The 15,482-nt window shown below is 55.8% G+C and carries 11 protein-coding genes and 2 pseudogenes; 7 read left to right on the top strand and 6 right to left on the bottom strand.

Going from position 1 to position 15,482, the window contains the following annotated elements:
* Nucleotides 1-141: 141 nt before the first annotated feature.
* The 3 genes and pseudogenes from AC07U4_RS18455 to AC07U4_RS18445 form a co-directional block, all read right to left on the bottom strand.
* A complete protein-coding gene (locus AC07U4_RS18455) occupies nt 142-2,484 on the bottom strand; it encodes an RHS repeat-associated core domain-containing protein (RefSeq protein WP_495196553.1) in 2,343 nt (780 codons plus the stop codon).
* A gap of 579 nt (nt 2,485-3,063) precedes the next feature.
* Nucleotides 3,064-4,143, bottom strand: a pseudogene (locus tag AC07U4_RS18450) (hypothetical protein); the annotation flags it as partial.
* Between the two features lie 583 nt (nt 4,144-4,726).
* Nucleotides 4,727-5,157: pseudogene (locus AC07U4_RS18445) on the bottom strand (IS5 family transposase); the annotation flags it as partial.
* Here AC07U4_RS18445 and AC07U4_RS18440 point away from each other — a divergent pair.
* Entirely contained in the window at nt 5,057-5,464 is a 408-nt protein-coding gene (locus tag AC07U4_RS18440) for a MucR family transcriptional regulator (RefSeq protein WP_495196427.1), read from the top strand. The pseudogene AC07U4_RS18445 and the gene AC07U4_RS18440 overlap by 101 nt on opposite strands.
* Here the strand turns inward: AC07U4_RS18440 and AC07U4_RS18435 are convergent.
* Nucleotides 5,411-5,530, bottom strand: coding sequence for a hypothetical protein (locus AC07U4_RS18435; RefSeq protein ID WP_495196552.1), 120 nt, complete (start codon nt 5,528-5,530; stop codon nt 5,411-5,413). The genes AC07U4_RS18440 and AC07U4_RS18435 overlap by 54 nt on opposite strands.
* Before the next feature lie 101 nt (nt 5,531-5,631).
* Nucleotides 5,632-6,192: a hypothetical protein gene (locus AC07U4_RS18430; RefSeq protein ID WP_495196426.1), complete on the bottom strand. Its 561-nt coding sequence runs from the start codon at nt 6,190-6,192 to the stop codon at nt 5,632-5,634.
* A gap of 815 nt (nt 6,193-7,007) precedes the next feature.
* Between AC07U4_RS18430 and AC07U4_RS18425 the strand changes: the two genes are divergently transcribed.
* The 5 genes from AC07U4_RS18425 to AC07U4_RS18405 all read left to right on the top strand — a co-directional run bounded on the left by AC07U4_RS18425 (nt 7,008) and on the right by AC07U4_RS18405 (nt 13,231).
* On the top strand, nt 7,008-11,123 hold the full coding sequence (locus tag AC07U4_RS18425) for an RHS repeat domain-containing protein (protein WP_495196425.1): 4,116 nt from the start codon (nt 7,008-7,010) through the stop codon (nt 11,121-11,123).
* Nucleotides 11,108-11,530: a hypothetical protein gene (locus AC07U4_RS18420; RefSeq protein ID WP_495196424.1), complete on the top strand. Its 423-nt coding sequence runs from the start codon at nt 11,108-11,110 to the stop codon at nt 11,528-11,530. The genes AC07U4_RS18425 and AC07U4_RS18420 overlap by 16 nt, the downstream gene beginning before the upstream one ends.
* Nucleotides 11,531-11,863: 333 nt before the next feature.
* The gene (locus AC07U4_RS18415; protein WP_495196423.1) at nt 11,864-12,061 is read left to right on the top strand and encodes a hypothetical protein; all 198 of its coding nucleotides are present in this window, start codon (nt 11,864-11,866) and stop codon (nt 12,059-12,061) included.
* A gap of 172 nt (nt 12,062-12,233) precedes the next feature.
* Nucleotides 12,234-12,650, top strand: coding sequence for a putative immunity protein (locus AC07U4_RS18410; RefSeq protein WP_495196422.1), 417 nt, complete (start codon nt 12,234-12,236; stop codon nt 12,648-12,650).
* Nucleotides 12,651-12,832: 182 nt separating this feature from the next.
* Nucleotides 12,833-13,231 (top strand): Ros/MucR family transcriptional regulator, encoded by a 399-nt coding sequence (locus AC07U4_RS18405; protein ID WP_495196551.1) that lies wholly within the window; start codon nt 12,833-12,835, stop codon nt 13,229-13,231.
* A 35-nt stretch (nt 13,232-13,266) separates the two neighbouring features.
* Here AC07U4_RS18405 and AC07U4_RS18400 read toward each other — a convergent pair whose 3' ends face one another.
* On the bottom strand, nt 13,267-13,833 hold the full coding sequence (locus AC07U4_RS18400) for a recombinase family protein (protein WP_495196421.1): 567 nt from the start codon (nt 13,831-13,833) through the stop codon (nt 13,267-13,269).
* A 485-nt stretch (nt 13,834-14,318) separates the two neighbouring features.
* Between AC07U4_RS18400 and AC07U4_RS18395 the strand changes: the two genes are divergently transcribed.
* Nucleotides 14,319-15,176: a replication initiator protein A gene (locus AC07U4_RS18395; protein ID WP_495196420.1), complete on the top strand. Its 858-nt coding sequence runs from the start codon at nt 14,319-14,321 to the stop codon at nt 15,174-15,176.
* Nucleotides 15,177-15,482 lie beyond the last annotated feature (306 nt).

Genomic DNA, 15,482 nt, shown 5'->3' with positions numbered 1-15,482 from the left:
CGTAGCGCCGAACGCAAACGAAATAGCGAACAGGACAGCACGATCTACCAACGGAAAAATAGCTCTGACTCCGTAAAAAGCAAATACGGATATTAATGCAAGTGCCACTATGGCGAAAACGTATTTAACTATCTTCATACATTATCTTCCCGCACTAACAGGGCATATTTGGCTGCGGCCGTACTTCACGGCCTGAGACGTAGCAAGTGCGACGCCAACTGCAATAAGTACTTGTGGACCAGCTCCGATAAGTACTGCCCGCCGTCCGACAATAGACCCAATGCCACCTACGCTCGCCGCGTATCGAGCATTCAAAAATGTGATACCTCGCGCGGAAGCGCCACCTGTTATAACGCCCGACACAGCGTCGGCCAGATCCCCGGTAAAATCAGCGCAGAGAGCGGTTTTACCAGCCGACGCCAGGCGATCCAAAATGCCCTGTTGCGCTGCTGCTCCAGACGCTGCCCGTGCTGCGGCAGCCGGCAGATCACGCGCCAATCTACGCCCGTTGACCACTATCTCGTCAGATTGTGGATCGATATTTCGGTTGCTCTGCTCGCTTTGTACCTGCTGCTGCTCTCGGATCAATCGGGCTTGCGCCGGACTAATGCCGCCACCAAAGATACCGGACAGTATGCTGCCTATTCCTGTGAATAGTGCTGGCAGAGCTTGTGTGAACGTAAATGTAGCTAGTGGCTTTCCAATCACCGTTATGGTAGCTGGGTCTAGGAATAAGCCGGTCGGATCGGAATAATTTATCGGGTCATTGCCGGCATAGGAATATAGGTTCGCTCCGTCAGCGAAACCCGCGGGGTCAGGCTGAAGAAAGCGTCCTAGAGTTGGTGAGTATGTTCGCGCTTTATAATCATAGAGGCCAAACGTGGGCAACCACTTCTGTCCAGTGTATTCAAATCGGCCCATATTAGTCCCGGCGGGGATGCCGTATTCATCGTACCGATTGATAGCATTGGCGTTGCCAGCACCATCGGTAATCGCAATGATCGATCCCCGTTCGTCAGCGATGAGCCAGCGCCGATCAGTCAGCCCCGCGCCCTCATACCACACTATCGGTTCATCGTCCCCCGGCCCAAAGACATAACGTCGAGCTATCCCAGCAGCGTTTTGCTCGGTAATGAGATTAGGGCCGTCATACTGTAAGGTCAGCTGACCATTTTCGTCATAAAGACGGCCGAGTGGATCGTAGGCTAAATAGCCTGCATTTGATGACGCCAGAAGGTTTTCGGATGTGTATCCGTAAGGTGTCGAGCCCGAGGCCGTGAGATTTCCTCGGCCATCGTATGAGAATGCAACATCCCCAGCCTGAGTATACTGATTCAAGCCATTGACCGCGTACGAACGTGACACAGGCGTTGCGCCGTCCCATGCATAAATCGCGTTTGAGGCCGATCGGCCAGTGATCTGGCCAGCCGCGTTATTCGTGAACGTAATTGCTACGTCGCTGCCTGTACCCGCTAGGTCCTGCGTCAAGCTGGCAAGTCGAGAACCGGCATCAAAACCATATGTCGTAGTAACGCCGTTCGCCCGAGATACGGATATCCGCCGACCAAGGTCATCATACGAATAGGTTGCCAAGACAGTGTCTGAGTTTTCTCGAATTCCCGACACTTCGCCAGTCATGAGGTAGTCATAGCTGACATAAGCGCCGTCCTGCCAGGTCAGTCGCGTCCTACGTCCGGCAGCGTCGTAAGAATATTGACGTGTCGAGAAGTTACTTGTCTCACTGATCTGACGCCCCAAGGCGTCGTACGTCATGTTCGCATAATGGCCATTAGAGTCTGCAGCCTGTATCATATTTCCTAGCAAATCATACGTGTAAGCTCGATCGAACTCAAACGTCTGTAGTTTTGGAACAACTACCGATATAAGACGGCTATTAGAGTCAAATCCATAGTTAATAGAGTTTCCATCGCGAAGTCGGCGAGTGGTGATATTACTTTTTGGGTCATACGTGAGTTGCTCGTAACTTCCTCCGGGGAACGTAGTGACTGAAAGCCGATCTAAGCCATCGTAGGCAAAGGAGGTTACGTTTCCAGCTGGATCGGTGAGCGCGGTGGCCTTGCCATTCGCTGAGAAAGCGGTCCCCACCGACACGGGTGCATTGGTGCCGAACGAGGATGTTTGCTGAATAATCCGACTTGCGGCGTCGTAGCCGTATTTGGTGATACGGTCCGCACCATCCGCGGACGCGTTTTGAGCGGTACACGCTGAAGGAGGCAGGCCACCCCACTCAGCGCTATTCATTCGTATGGCGATGCAATCAAGCCGATTGCCGTCATAGCTGTATTGCGTCAGGGAGACATTGGCGCCAGCTCCACTGATCGTTTCAGACAGGGGACGATCCAGCCCATCGAATGCTCGTGTCACCTGCTGGATTGAGGAGAAGGCAGCCCAAGCTGCGTCACTTCCATCCGCAACAGACCCTTGCTCAACAAGCGTTCGACGCCCCCGCAGATCATAGGTCACCTTAGTCCCGCGGCGCGACATTGCGCCAGCCCCATCAGGATCAGCAGAGATTTCACCTACTTGTTGACGCAAGGAATCATATCGAAAGAACGTAGTGTCGTCTGTGCCGTCCAGCGGACCATCAACGCTAGCAATATTGCCAGCTGCGTCGTATGCTATTGTGTTTGCCGAAACAGCAGAGCTATCGCCAGATCTGTTCGTTACCGTTCCAGGAAGGCCGTTGGATGTATAAGAGATAGTTGATATTGTTTCATCCACTGTGCCAGCGCAGGTTGTAGCCGAAAGACAACTTGTCACAGCGGCAAGCCGCGCTACACCGCCGTTATCTCCATACGAATAGGTCGTGACGGCCCGGACACCTGCAGGATTTGCCGGCAAACTCACCGACGTAAGATTACCACTTGTGGGATCGTAGGCGTAGTCCGTCTGATTTCCAGATTCGTCGCGCGTCCACTCAGGCTTATTACATGTGGCAGCGCTACTACATGGGAATGATGCTGACACTACACCGTCGGCAATGCCAGACATTGGCTTGGCAACGGAGCGGGTCTCGACTACGTTACCCCATGTATCGTATGAATATTGGGTGAAATTTCCTTCTGGCTGGGTAACGCGCGTTACTCGACGCGCGCCGTCATATTGCCACGCCGTAGTGTGGCCTGTAGCGTCGGTCCGCGACTGTAGCTTCTGAGAGGCAATGTCGAAAACATAGCTCGTAACACCTCCATTGGGATCGGTTACGGTAGTCGTTCGCGACGAACCGCTATCGCTGTATGCGTATGATGTCACACCCGCAGCATCTGTTACGCTTGAAATTCGACCAGTTTCTCCGTACGCAATGGTTAGATCAGCAACCGAACTGCCTGGTCTAATTATACCTACTATCCGACCCTGCTGATTTACTTGATAAGTCGAAGCTCTACCAGAAATGTCAGTGTACGTAAAATCACTTGGCGTTGTTCCTGGAGCATAGGCAATGGCTAATGAGCCGATTGAACCCGCTTCTGGCCGCTGAGTATTAGTCAAAACGACGGATTTAAATGTCATAAATCCTGCCGGGCTATCAGTTCCTCCCTCATCAGAGGCATATGAATAAGTTAGACGGTAACCGTTATTACTATCGACGGTTGCCACACGAGACCAAAGCTGCGGTACATTATTGATGAAAAATGGTGCTCTATCATATGCGAGAGTAAGGGTCTCACCATCAGGCCTGCGAACGGACGAGGCCGTAATCATCCGCCCTCCCTGTACCTGCTCGAAGGTGGTTACCGTGCCATCGGATCGAGTGTAGGTATACGTTTGACCTGATACTGACAGCGATGCGCCACTACCGTCATCAGGCGTGAATGTTCCGCTTGAGTTGGTAAATGACGCGCTACGACTTCCGTCACTTATTATTGCCGCTTGAGACGTCACCTGGAGCGTAATATTAAATTTGTCTCTGGCACCATTGCTGACCCAGTATCGAGCGTGCGATATCCCCGTTGCGGCCGTACCAGCGGATGGCCCGTTGAACTGTAAGTTCAAAGCACCCGTAGCTAGATCAATACCATATTTATCGGGATTCGTTTCTACTGAAGGGACTGGAAGATCGGGTCCGACGGCTTGGGCGCTGACGAGAGCAGGAATTGATACCGATAGCAATGCGCCCGTCATGATCAACGCTCGCAGAGTTGAATACCCAGACGTCTGGTTCAAACTAATGACCATCGCGCACCTCCCGGTAGATAATGTTAGTTTAGTTTATACGAGCTTTCTTTAACGCTACTGATCTATCACTTGTATTTTCGCTTGTACGTTGTTGCCGGGCAACGCTCGCAGCCGCAACTGTTACCACTGTACGATTGCCTGCCGCATCGTACTGATAGGCTGAGCTCGGCACTGCCACGCCCCCATTGGCAACCCCAACTAGTCGGCCTTCGGTGTCGTATGAATAGGATGATGTAGCCTGAGCAAGGCAGGGAGGCGCTGCGAAGCTGGTTACCGAGAGGTAAAGCATAGAACGCATCAGCGTCGTTACCCGCTTCTTTGGCACAGCTATTCTCCCGGTATCATCATAAATTAATCACCGAATAACTCGGTAATTAGAGTATCACAATATCAATTATGAAAAGATGTTCATCTTTTTTTCTTCGAGGATAGGAACCTTTCGCTTATGAACGTTATTAGCAGCCGCTGACCCTTCAGGGTTAAATCGCGTGTGCTGGTTTGGCGGCGGGCTAGGGTCAGGGCTCGTTTATCATAGCCGGAAGGTTACGGTGGCAGCGGGGGGCGGCACAAATTGAAGCGGTCGGGCAATGGTCGTAGGTGGTGGCGTCGCGGCGCCAGTCCTTCAGCCGGCCGGACATGACTTTTGATGCAATGGCGACGCCGATAGCGGCGTTTTTCGTATCTGATCGGCTTGTTGCGTGATCGTCGATTCGGGATGCAGGGCTGCATGCCTTTGGCCCGGAGCTCCTCCCTGAACCAGTGGGCGTCATAGCCGCAGTCGCCGAGCAGCCGCTGAGCCTTTGGCAGGTCGTCCAGCAGCACTGCCGCGCCGACGTAGTCACTGATCTACCCAGCGGTTATGAAGAAGCTCAAGGGGCGGCCGTTCGCGTCGACAACGGCATGGAGCTTGATGTTCATGCCGCCTTTGGTGTGTCCGATCAGCCGGCCTAGATCGTCTTTTAACATGCCCTGCACGTCAGCAGATGACGTTCCGGCCTTTCTGCAATCCATGCATGCAGCCGTGACGACGCTTGGTGAGCCTGACGTAGAGAAGGTTCCAGGCTCCGCACAGGTCACTCCGGCCGTGACGCTGCGCAAGTCACTCGCGTCCCGGGATCGCATCATCTCGATGATCGACGGCAAGCCATACCGGACGCGTCGCCATCTGCGATCAATGGCCTCACTCCGGACGAGTACCGGCAGCGCTACGGCCTCAAGTCCAACTATCCGATGTCTGTCCGCCCCTGCGTACAGGAAGGCGGCCTAACAGCATGGCGATACCTAGCCCTGCAACTGCCAGAATGGCTATAGCGGTTCCGATGCTGCCCAGCATGAGCGTGGCCAGCCAGTTAACCGCAGCACTCGTCGATAGCTCGGCCGGGCTGCTGCTCAGCATCGCGTCTTCCCGTTCAATGCTGATGCAATGGAATGCATCTAGTTTAGCGGCTGGACGCTTACAGCATCAACGGCTGACGAGGAATCGTAAGACGTTGGCGTAGCCGCAAAACGTATCGTTGCGGTATCTTTGCTGGCGACGAACGACTGCGTCGGATGCGGGGTAAAGCGGTCTGCCGTGTCAGGAGGCGCATCCCAGACTAAATTACCGTCTATGTAGATTTTCATATTGTTTGCCGGGAAGCCGGGCCGTTGCGCGCTTGCAAAGGCAAATTGGTAACGTTGACCGATGGTGAGGCGAACCGCTTTCATTTCAACATAGCCAGCCGTGTTGCCACTAGCCTGGATGAAGAATACCTGATTGCCAGACCATGGCGCTGAAAAGCCCCACGCTCCGCCATTCTGAGCAATGCCCCCGCCCCCGGAAAAAACTAGGTCCGGTGCTGGAGGGTTATAAGCATAATTTGAAACCGCAGGATTTTCTGCGTCACCATTCAGCACTGCTGCACTGGCCCCGGTGTTCTGCATCCGGGTTCGGTTGTCAGCCTTATCGAAAGAATATGCTCTCGATCCGCTGCTGCTGCTATCTACATTGGTCACGCGACCCTTAGCGTCGTATGTATAGCGAACGGTCTCAGAGGCCGTTGCAGATATGGTCAACGTTAGACTGACGATTATACCGAACGAGGCCGCTTTCGCCGTGAATCTCACGTGCATCAATCCCACACCCCTTTATTATTGTGCCCGACGACGCCCCTAGCTCAGAGGTGGATTTCATCGATCTAAGGAGGCCAAGCCAGATCAAAGGCTTTCTAAATTTGATTGTAACGCAACCATTTCGACCTGCCTCAAAAATATTGTTGCTCACAGAAATAATATGGGTCTACGCTGCCGGCAAGAGCAAAAACCTGGGGGAGGCGTGATCATGAAGGCCATCTTTATCATTTGTCTGATGACGTTGTCTCATGTGGCGAGCGCCGCAGAGACAATTACGTACACGTACGACGCCAAAGGGCGTGTCCTCAGTGTTGTGCATACCGGTACGATCAACAACGGTACGAGTACGACGTACAGCCACGATAAGGTTGATAATCGGGTCGTGGTGCGAATCACCGGCGCTAGTCGCTAAATCCTCTCGCATTTTACTAAGCAGGACTAGCAGCGGTACGATACTTAAGGAGCGCGGCGGGGGCAGAGCGACCTGCACGCATCGATTGCTAATTATGGTATCCACCATGCCGCGTGCTGCACTTTTGAGTGCTGGCATATTGCCTGGGCGGGCACATCCATTCGATTTGCTCATCTGTCAGCCAATTGAGTCAGGCGTCATGTTCAAAAATAATCAGGTTGCTTTATAGAACGCCATGCTGTTTCGTGTTAGGGAATTAGCATACCAACAATAAGAGGGGAGTATTATGGGGCTAGCATTGCGGAGGCATGCTGTTTCGTCTTCAGCTTTGGCGATCGTCTGCTGTTTGGGGCATATCGGTTACGCAGGAGCGGACGTTGCGCCGCCAGCCCGATACCAGAAAGATCGAAATGGCGTTGATCTTGCCCGCGGCACCTACTCCGGTCGAGTGAAGATCCTCTCGATAGGTAGCGGCAACGAAGAGCTGCCGCTGTATCTTGACCATAGAAACGGTAGGCCAGGAACCTCAGAGTACGAGCTCGGTATCTATGGCGATACTACCTCGGTGAATGTCGGTGTGCTTGGGCCAAATGGTCCTGCAAGCACCGTATTCGCGAAGGTAAATGGGGTTTGGGTCTCAAATTTGGGCGATGGCGCGACGCTAACGCAGTCGGGCACCGGATATGTTTTAACGCTTAGCGATGGCACAAAATACACCTATGACGGGACGCTGACGTCCGTCGACAGCAACAGGATCGCGCGAGTAACAAGCGTCAAGTTTGCATCAGGTCGTACACTGACGATGTCATATTTGCGCCAGGTTGGCTGCTCTAGTCAGTATCAACAACAGTGTGGTGGTGGAAGCAACGTACCGTGGAAGGTGCGATTGATTTCGGTTGCCAGTTCCTCAGGCTATCAGTTGCATTTTGATTACGCAACGACCATAGCAGGCGACAGTAGCTGGAACACGCTGACCACTATCACCGCCTTCAACATGGCAACGGACGCATGTGGTGTCACTGCATACTCATGCTCCTTCTCACAGAACTGGCCGGCAATCACCGTCGCAGCGGGCACAGCAGCCGGCAGCTGGACAATTACTGACAACATTAGCCGAACAACGACCTTCACGACGACTACAATTCGCCGGCCTGGCTCTTCAACCGATGATCTATCTGTCACTTATCCAAGCAGCGGCTACGGCAACGTGGCGTCGGTTACGGCTGCTGGTCAGACGTGGCGATACTCATACTCTGGAACGTATCCGCTGACCACGGTTACCATCAGTAATCCTGACGGGACCTCGCGAACCGTGACATCGAACGTCACGGTCGGCCTTCCGACTCAGGTTACCGACGAAAGCGGTGCCGTGACCTCCTATTCATATGACGGCAGCGGCCGACTTTTGACCGCAACATCGCCGACCCAGGTTCAACAGCGTTACTCATATGACGGCCGTGGCAATGTTATCGAAAGCAGGTTGGTCTCGGCAACGGCCGGGACACCCGCAGACATAGTTAGGTCCTCTGGGTATGATACATCTTGCGGCAATTCTATTACATGTAATCAGCCAAATTGGACGCGCGATGCGAAAAACGCGCAAACTGACTATGTTTATGATCCAATCCATGGCGGAGTGACGAGTGTCACATTGCCGGCAAATCAAAGCGGAGTCCGTCCTCAAAGGCGCTACGCTTATTCGCAGCTCCAGGCCTATTACAAAAATAGCTCAGGAACGCTCGTCGCCTCCGGAGCACCGACCTATCTCCTGACGTCAATATCCGAGTGCAGAACCTCCAGTAGCTGCGTTAATTCCGCAGACGAAGCCCGAACTGTTATTGCCTACGGTCAGCCAGGTGTTGCAAATAACCTGCTGCCCACCAGCACGACGGTCTCTGCCGGGGATGGAAGTGTCGCCGCGACGACATCCTTTGCCTATAATGGTGCTGGTGACGTAGTTTCGGTGGACGGCCCGATTGCGGGTAGCGCCGATACGATAAGGTCGATCTACGATGCCGCCCGTCAGACTACGATGGTTATCGGCGCAGATCCGGATGGGACAGGACCCCAACGGAGTCGTGCAACAAGCTACAGCTACGATTCGAAGGGTAGAGCGACCGGGGCGGTTACCGGCACAGCCAATGCGGACGGATCCAGCTTTTCTGCGGTTCAGACTCTAAGTTTTGGGTATGACGCCGCAGATCGCAAACTGCTGGCTTCGCTTTCGACGGGCGGTACAACCATTGCCGTGGCTCAATACGCGTACGACGCGATGGGTCGCACGATCTGCACGGCGACGCGTATGAATGCTGGCGCATTCCAGTCACCGCCAGACGGCTGTACACTTGGTACGCCGGGTGGGAGCGGCGCGGATCGCATCGTACGGCAGAGCTACGATGTAGCGAGGCGGACTGTAACAGTAACCCGAGGATACGGAGCGGATGTTGCCGCAACGGAAAGCTCAGCGTACACGGCGAGTGGTCAGCTTTCATCTGTCACCGACGCCAACAACAACGTCACGACCTATAGCTATGACGGTATGGACCGGGCAACGACGGTAACCTACCCAGGCGGTAGCTACGATCAGGTGACGTACGACGCAAATGGCAACGCCATCGGCCGCCGTCTGCGTGACGGGCAGACGCTGACCTATGACTATGACGCGCTTAACCGCCGGGTCTTCGACCACAATCCCAAGACCAACGTTGCCGAAGTCGATGTCAGCTACGGCTATGATCTGCTTGGTCGTCTGACCAGCGCAGGTGATGGCAACGGCTGGACTAAGAATTTCGGCTATGACGCGCTCGGTCGGGCGACAACGCAGAGCAGCAACGTTGCGAGTACGACGCTGCAGTATGATGCGGCAGGTCGCAAGACACGCCAGACCTGGGCGGACGGCTTCTACGTTACCTACGAATACAATGCTGCCGGTCAGATGACGGTGATCCGCGAGAACGGCGGCCTGGCGCTAGCGACCTTCGCTTATGACGACCTTGGCCGGCGCACCTCGCTGACCCGCGGCAACGGCACGGTGACGAGTTATGGCTACAATGGCGCATCACAGCTCACTAGCCTAACCCAGGATCTGGCAGGCAGCGCCTGGGACCAGACCTATGGCTTCACCTACAATGCGGCAGGCCAGATCCTGACGCGCAGCAGCAGCAACGACAGCTACGCCTGGACGGGCGCGGCCAACGTCGATCGCAGCTATGCGGTGAACGGGCTCAATCAGTACACCAGCGCCGGCGGCACGACGTTTGGCTATGATGCACGCGGCAACCTCACCAACTCGGGCGGTACGACCTACCAGTACAACAGCCGCAACCAGCTATTCATGAACGCAGCCGGCCAGCTCATCTACCGCAACCCGGCCGGGGAGCTCGGCCAGACGCCGGCTGGCAACTTCGACTGGGTCGACGGCCAGCTGGCGCAGGAGTCGAGCAGCGCTGTCTTGCGTCGCTATGTCTACGGGCCCGGTGCCGACGAGGTGCTGGTCTGGTATGAGGGGGCTGGCACCAGCGACCGGCGCTACCTCCATGCCGATGAACGTGGCAGCGTGGTGGCGATCAGCAACGATGCCGGCAACGCTATCGCCATCAACAGCTACGATGAATACGGCATTCCCGGCGCCAATAACCAGGGCCGCTTTCAGTACACCGGCCAGGTGTGGCTGCCCGAGCTTGGCATGTACGACTACAAGGCGCGCATGTACTCGCCGACGCTGGGCCGCTTCATGCAGACCGACCCCATCGGATATGGCGATGGGATCAATTGGTACAACTATGTAAGCGGGGATCCAATTAATCGCACCGACCCGTCTGGGCTACAAATGTATGATCTGCCCCCAATAGTATATCACCTCGGACCCAGCAGCGGATCCGGATCATCGTCCGCGTATCCTAGCTCAGAACCAAATGGTACTGCGGGATACTTTCAGCCTCGCCCCGTAGATAATGCGTCGAAGAGCTGGCTTCAGCAAATTGGTCTCTGGCCAACGCCGCGAGATACTGCGCCGCAGAATATGCAGCCTGTGGCGTGCCCGATCGCCTATACACCGCAAGGTGACACCAAGGGCGAGAACCCACGTCCAGCTTCAGGACGATACAACACCGATCTACCTGGGGGCTTTCAAGATGCCTGGAAGGTGTTCTCTGGCCTTAGCCGACTTGCGGGTGAGCCTAGCTACACCATCGTTCCAAATCCCAGCTTCAGTAATGCGACGACGCTTGCGGTATCTCAACCGGGTGGATCGGTCAGGCTGCGTGTCGGGGTAGATTACTCCGGTGGCGCGAGGGTTGGATTTTCTCCGCGCATCGACATCAAGGCTGGAACCTTTGATCTTAAGGTAGCAGAGACAATCCACTTCACTGGTGGAAAGGGTAACATGTGTCCGACGCCGTAAGCCCTATCGATTTTATCGATGCGAAAAGGATATACGTTCCAGAAGCTACTGACTCTGTAGTGGATGCCTTCGTTGTAGAGGGCAGCTCTGGGGAGCGGTATTTTTTAGTAGCGTTGCTGGGCGAGGACACAAAGCTAGGCGAAGAGTTTTTCGTGTTGCATCGTGAGGAAATTACTGGGGCAGTTCTTCCAAATGGAGGGGTGTGGAAGAACGTTGATGCACAGCGCACTGTGGTAACGACAGTCTACAAATCACGGGCAAGCGAGCACTACAAAGTCTTTCAAGAGTTCAATAGTGCTAGTTTCTCATGCGATAGTGAGACGGTTTTGGTTGGCAGGCGTGCTGACGACTTCGGCATAGAAAAAATGCATATTGTCGTTCGGACGGATGACCCGAGGGGCGTTTAGTTAGATCGCCATCCCTGCGGCCTTGAGCGTCGCGGGGGTGGCGGTTGCCACCTCCGGCGCCTTCATGGTTTCGTCGATCGCCCCCACCTGAATGTTCGTGGCGATAGGAGAGGTGAAAGGCCTATCCCCCTAAGGGGGGCAGATACAGCACAGGCCGGCCCGGTGTACACGAAGCCGCACTAGCGACGTTTCACGGGCCCTTAAAGTCTTGATAAAATTCAGAGCGGCTGAAACCGCTTTTGTGCGTCCGGTCAGGCAGTCGCTAACTAACGTAGCGATGGGTGGGTTGCATAACCCAATGCCAAACAGCTCAGATCATGTTATGATGCCCCGATGCTAAAAACTCGATCGAAGCGGCTTGCGGCCAATAGCGCAACCGCGGTGCAGAGCCTTGCCGAGATTGAAGAGGCGATCTCCACGCTCGGCAATGAAGACCTGCTGGATCTTGCGGATATATTACACGCGAAACCCACCATGGCGATAGTCAAGTGGGCAGCCGCTGAAATGGCCAAACGGGGCATCAGCCTTTAGCTTTCTCTCAGCCAGGCGCTATTAGGACGGCTATCCATGCAAAGGCTTAGCTGCGGGAGCTCTGTAACGAGTGAGTGAGAATGTCCCAGTCTACTAACACCGTCGAGCTTGCCACCGAACTCACTATCGCCTGGCTGGGGTCATGACATAGAACGGGCACAGATATACGGTTGTGCCTACACGTTACGTTGGAGGCCGATGGGTGAACCACCATCAGGAACTGGCGATATGGGCCGCTGATTGCGCCGAGCGCGTTCTACCCCTCTTTGAAGCCGAATGTTCGGGGGATATGCGTCCTCGCCAAGCGATTGAGGCCGCTCGACTTTGGCAAAGTGGTGCTATGCCGATGACGATGGCGCGAAAGATGGCGTTCGCCGCACATGCCGCCGCGAGACAGCCAATCGGCAAAGCGGCTATAGCAGCGGCAAGGGCGGCCGGTCATGCGGCGGCAACTGCACATGTCGCAACCCATGCTCCTCACGCGGCGAATTACGCGCGCAAGGCTCGGGCGGCTTGTGGAGAAAACGCGGACGCCGAGCGTGCTTGGCAGGTTGAGCAACTACCGGACGTTCTTCGACACCTCGCCTAACAGCATCACGATAAACATCTGTTTCTCGACAGGCCGAGCAGGGAACGATGATCGCTGCTGGTCACGTCACAACGCTGATGCGGCAAACCTTGTCGGATTGATCCTACTGACGGAAACAGCCGAGAACGGGTTTTCCGACGCCTTAGCGTAGTTTTAGGTCCGTCCTATGTGCCGACCCCTGGCTGCGCAATTCCGATACCCGCACGTCCGCGGATGACGTTCCAGCCTTTCTGCAGTCGCTGCATGCAGCGGTGACGAAGCTTGGTGAGCCCGACGTAGAGGAGGACACGAGCTCGTCAAATGTCACTCCGGCCGTGTCAGTGCGCAAGTCGCTCGCGTCCAGAGATCACATCATCTCGATGATCGACGGCAAGCCATACCGGACGCTGCGTCGTCATCTCGCGACCAATGGCCTGACCCCGCACGAGTACCGGCAGCGTTATGGTCTCAAGTCCGATTACTCGATGGTTGCCCCGTCCTATAGCGAGAGCCGTAATGCGATGGCCAAGACCCTCGGCCTTGGTCGCAAGAGCACGGACGATGTGGCTGCCGGCCCCAGCGAAGGCAAAGCAGACGCGTGATCAAACTAGGCGGGCGCCCCGCGCCCGCCTAACCGCTACCGCTCGATCGGTGGCTGCACCTTTTCCCCAGCAAAGCGGTAGACGGTGCCTCGAGAGATCCCGAGCTGGCGAGCGATCTGCGATGGTCTCACGCCTTCCGCGATCAGCGCCCGTACGGCATTGGGGTTGATGCGTGCCTTGCCGCCCTTGTAAACGCCACGTGCCTTAGCCGCCTCGATCCCTTCCGCCTGCCGCTCGCGGCGAAGGTTGGTCTCAAACTCTGCGAAGACGCCGAGCATATCGAGGAAAGCCTTCCCTGCAGCCGTACCGGTGTCGATCGGCTGCTCTGTCGCCTTAAGCGTGATCCCCCTGCCCTTCAGCTCGTGAACAATGTCCTGCAGGTCTTTCATCGATCGCGCCAACCGGTCGATGCGCGTGACCACCAGCGTGTCGCCGGCGCGTAGGAAGTCGAGGAGCGTCTGAAGCTCGGGTCGCCCTCCCCGCTCTGATCCAGACTTCTTCTCCGAGCGTATCGTCTGGCATCCAGCGTTGCGTAAGGCGGCTTCCTGGATGCTTACATCCTGATCGGTGGTCGATACGCGTGCGTAACCAAAAAGCGCCATATGAGCCTCAACTGTTCAGACAGCTTCTAGACCCTCACCACGTTGTGTTCAATATCTCTGCAAGCGGCCCTGATTGAACAGGAAAGCTGTTCAAGTCTACATGTTCGATCACGGTATACGCAACTTGACACACACTATTTATCGGCTGTCGCAAAAGCGGCGACATACGAGACGCTCAAACTTAGGACATCCGCGACACGCGTCGTTTCGCGATGTGCGTTCCAGCGTTAAGGCCATAGTGCTACAGTGTCGCACATGAAGCTGCTTCAAAAAGGATCGTTTGCGAGAGGCTCCGCCCGGCGCTTCCCAGGCCACGCCGGAACGGTCGCCGAAAGCACGAACTTCCCGGCCGGTTCGGTAGATCGGTCGCCGAAAGCACGAACCTCCCCTGCCGATCCGAGTGCCTACCGAGCCGAAGGCTCCCCTACCCCCTCAATCTTCGTGCTTTCGCCGACCGAGCGTTTTCCGGTAGGTTCGCGTAGCGTATGACCTTCCCCGTCGACCAAGGCGACCTGTTCGCACTCGATAGCCCGCTGCTGAAGGAGGTCCGCGGCGAGCGATCCTTGATGGCGTTTCCGTTCTTCGCGTTGAGCAAGGGCAAGTGGACTAAGCCTCTCGCCTACAAGACGGAGTCCGTGTCGATTGAGATCATCGCCACGCCAAAGGGCGTCGCGACGATCTACGACAAGGAAGTGCTGCTCTACATCGCGAGCCTCATGGTGGCGAAGATGGAGGCCGGGATGCAGCCCGCTCAAGACTTTCAGTTCACGGCTCATGATCTGTTCCGCGTTACCGGCGATGGGGGCTCGGCCCGATCCTATGCGCGACTCTCGGACGCCCTGGAACGTCTTCAGGGTACGCAGATCAAGACGAACATCGAAGCGGGTGGCGAAGGCCAGACGGGCTTTTTCTCCTGGCTGTCCGACGCGCAGCTCCAATACACCAAGACAAAGGCCGGCGATCGACGCCTGAAGGCTGTCAAAGTCAGACTGTGTGACTGGCTATATCGCGCGATCCTTCGCGATCAACGTATCCTCGCCTACGCACCGTCCTACTTCACGCTCGGCCCCGTGGAGCGTCGTCTGTACGAAGTTGCGCGATCGACCTGCGCGAACGGAGCTGTTGAGGTTGATATCGACGAGCTGCGTTTGCAGCTCGGCTATCAAAGTTCACTCAAGCATTTCCGCTTCGAGCTGAAGCGCATCGCTGACGAGAACACCGTCCCCGACTTCTCCTTCAAGCTGGTCGAAATGCCGTTGGCGCCCACGAAAGGCCGTCCGCGACGCAAAACCGGCGCGACGCGCGTCAAGATTATGCCGCTACCGCTACTTGGCGCCGGCTGACCCTACCTCCTCTCTTTCGCGAATCAGTGTGCTCGATCCGAGTACGGTCGGCGAAAGCACGAATGAAACGGTTGTCGAAAGCACGAACCTCGGTCGGCGAAAGCACGAACTCGGCAGACGACGGTCGGCGAAAGCACGAACTTTTTATGTGATTGGTCGGCGAAAGCACGAATAGTTGCTGTTTCGCAGTTCCGCTCAATTCGGCACAAATACTGTCGGAGCTGATTGTGATTGCGATCGGCCGAGCAGGGAGCGGCCGTGACCACATAAACGAATGCCCGGCCGAAGCCGGGCACCCTTGAGACT

This window comes from Sphingomonas sp. GW821-FHT02B09, assembly GCF_059421875.1.
Note: the sequence above shows the minus strand (reverse complement) of the source record. Positions and strands in the feature narration are given on the sequence as shown.

Coding starts and splice junctions, on each gene's coding strand:
- AC07U4_RS18440 (WP_495196427.1), top strand. CDS start 5,057: ATGAAGAAGCTCAAGGGGCGGCCGTTCGCGTCGACAACGGCATGGAGC.
- AC07U4_RS18435 (WP_495196552.1), bottom strand. CDS start 5,530: ATGCTGGGCAGCATCGGAACCGCTATAGCCATTCTGGCAGTTGCAGGG.
- AC07U4_RS18425 (WP_495196425.1), top strand. CDS start 7,008: ATGGGGCTAGCATTGCGGAGGCATGCTGTTTCGTCTTCAGCTTTGGCG.
- AC07U4_RS18415 (WP_495196423.1), top strand. CDS start 11,864: ATGCTAAAAACTCGATCGAAGCGGCTTGCGGCCAATAGCGCAACCGCG.
- AC07U4_RS18400 (WP_495196421.1), bottom strand. CDS start 13,833: ATGGCGCTTTTTGGTTACGCACGCGTATCGACCACCGATCAGGATGTA.
- AC07U4_RS18395 (WP_495196420.1), top strand. CDS start 14,319: ATGACCTTCCCCGTCGACCAAGGCGACCTGTTCGCACTCGATAGCCCG.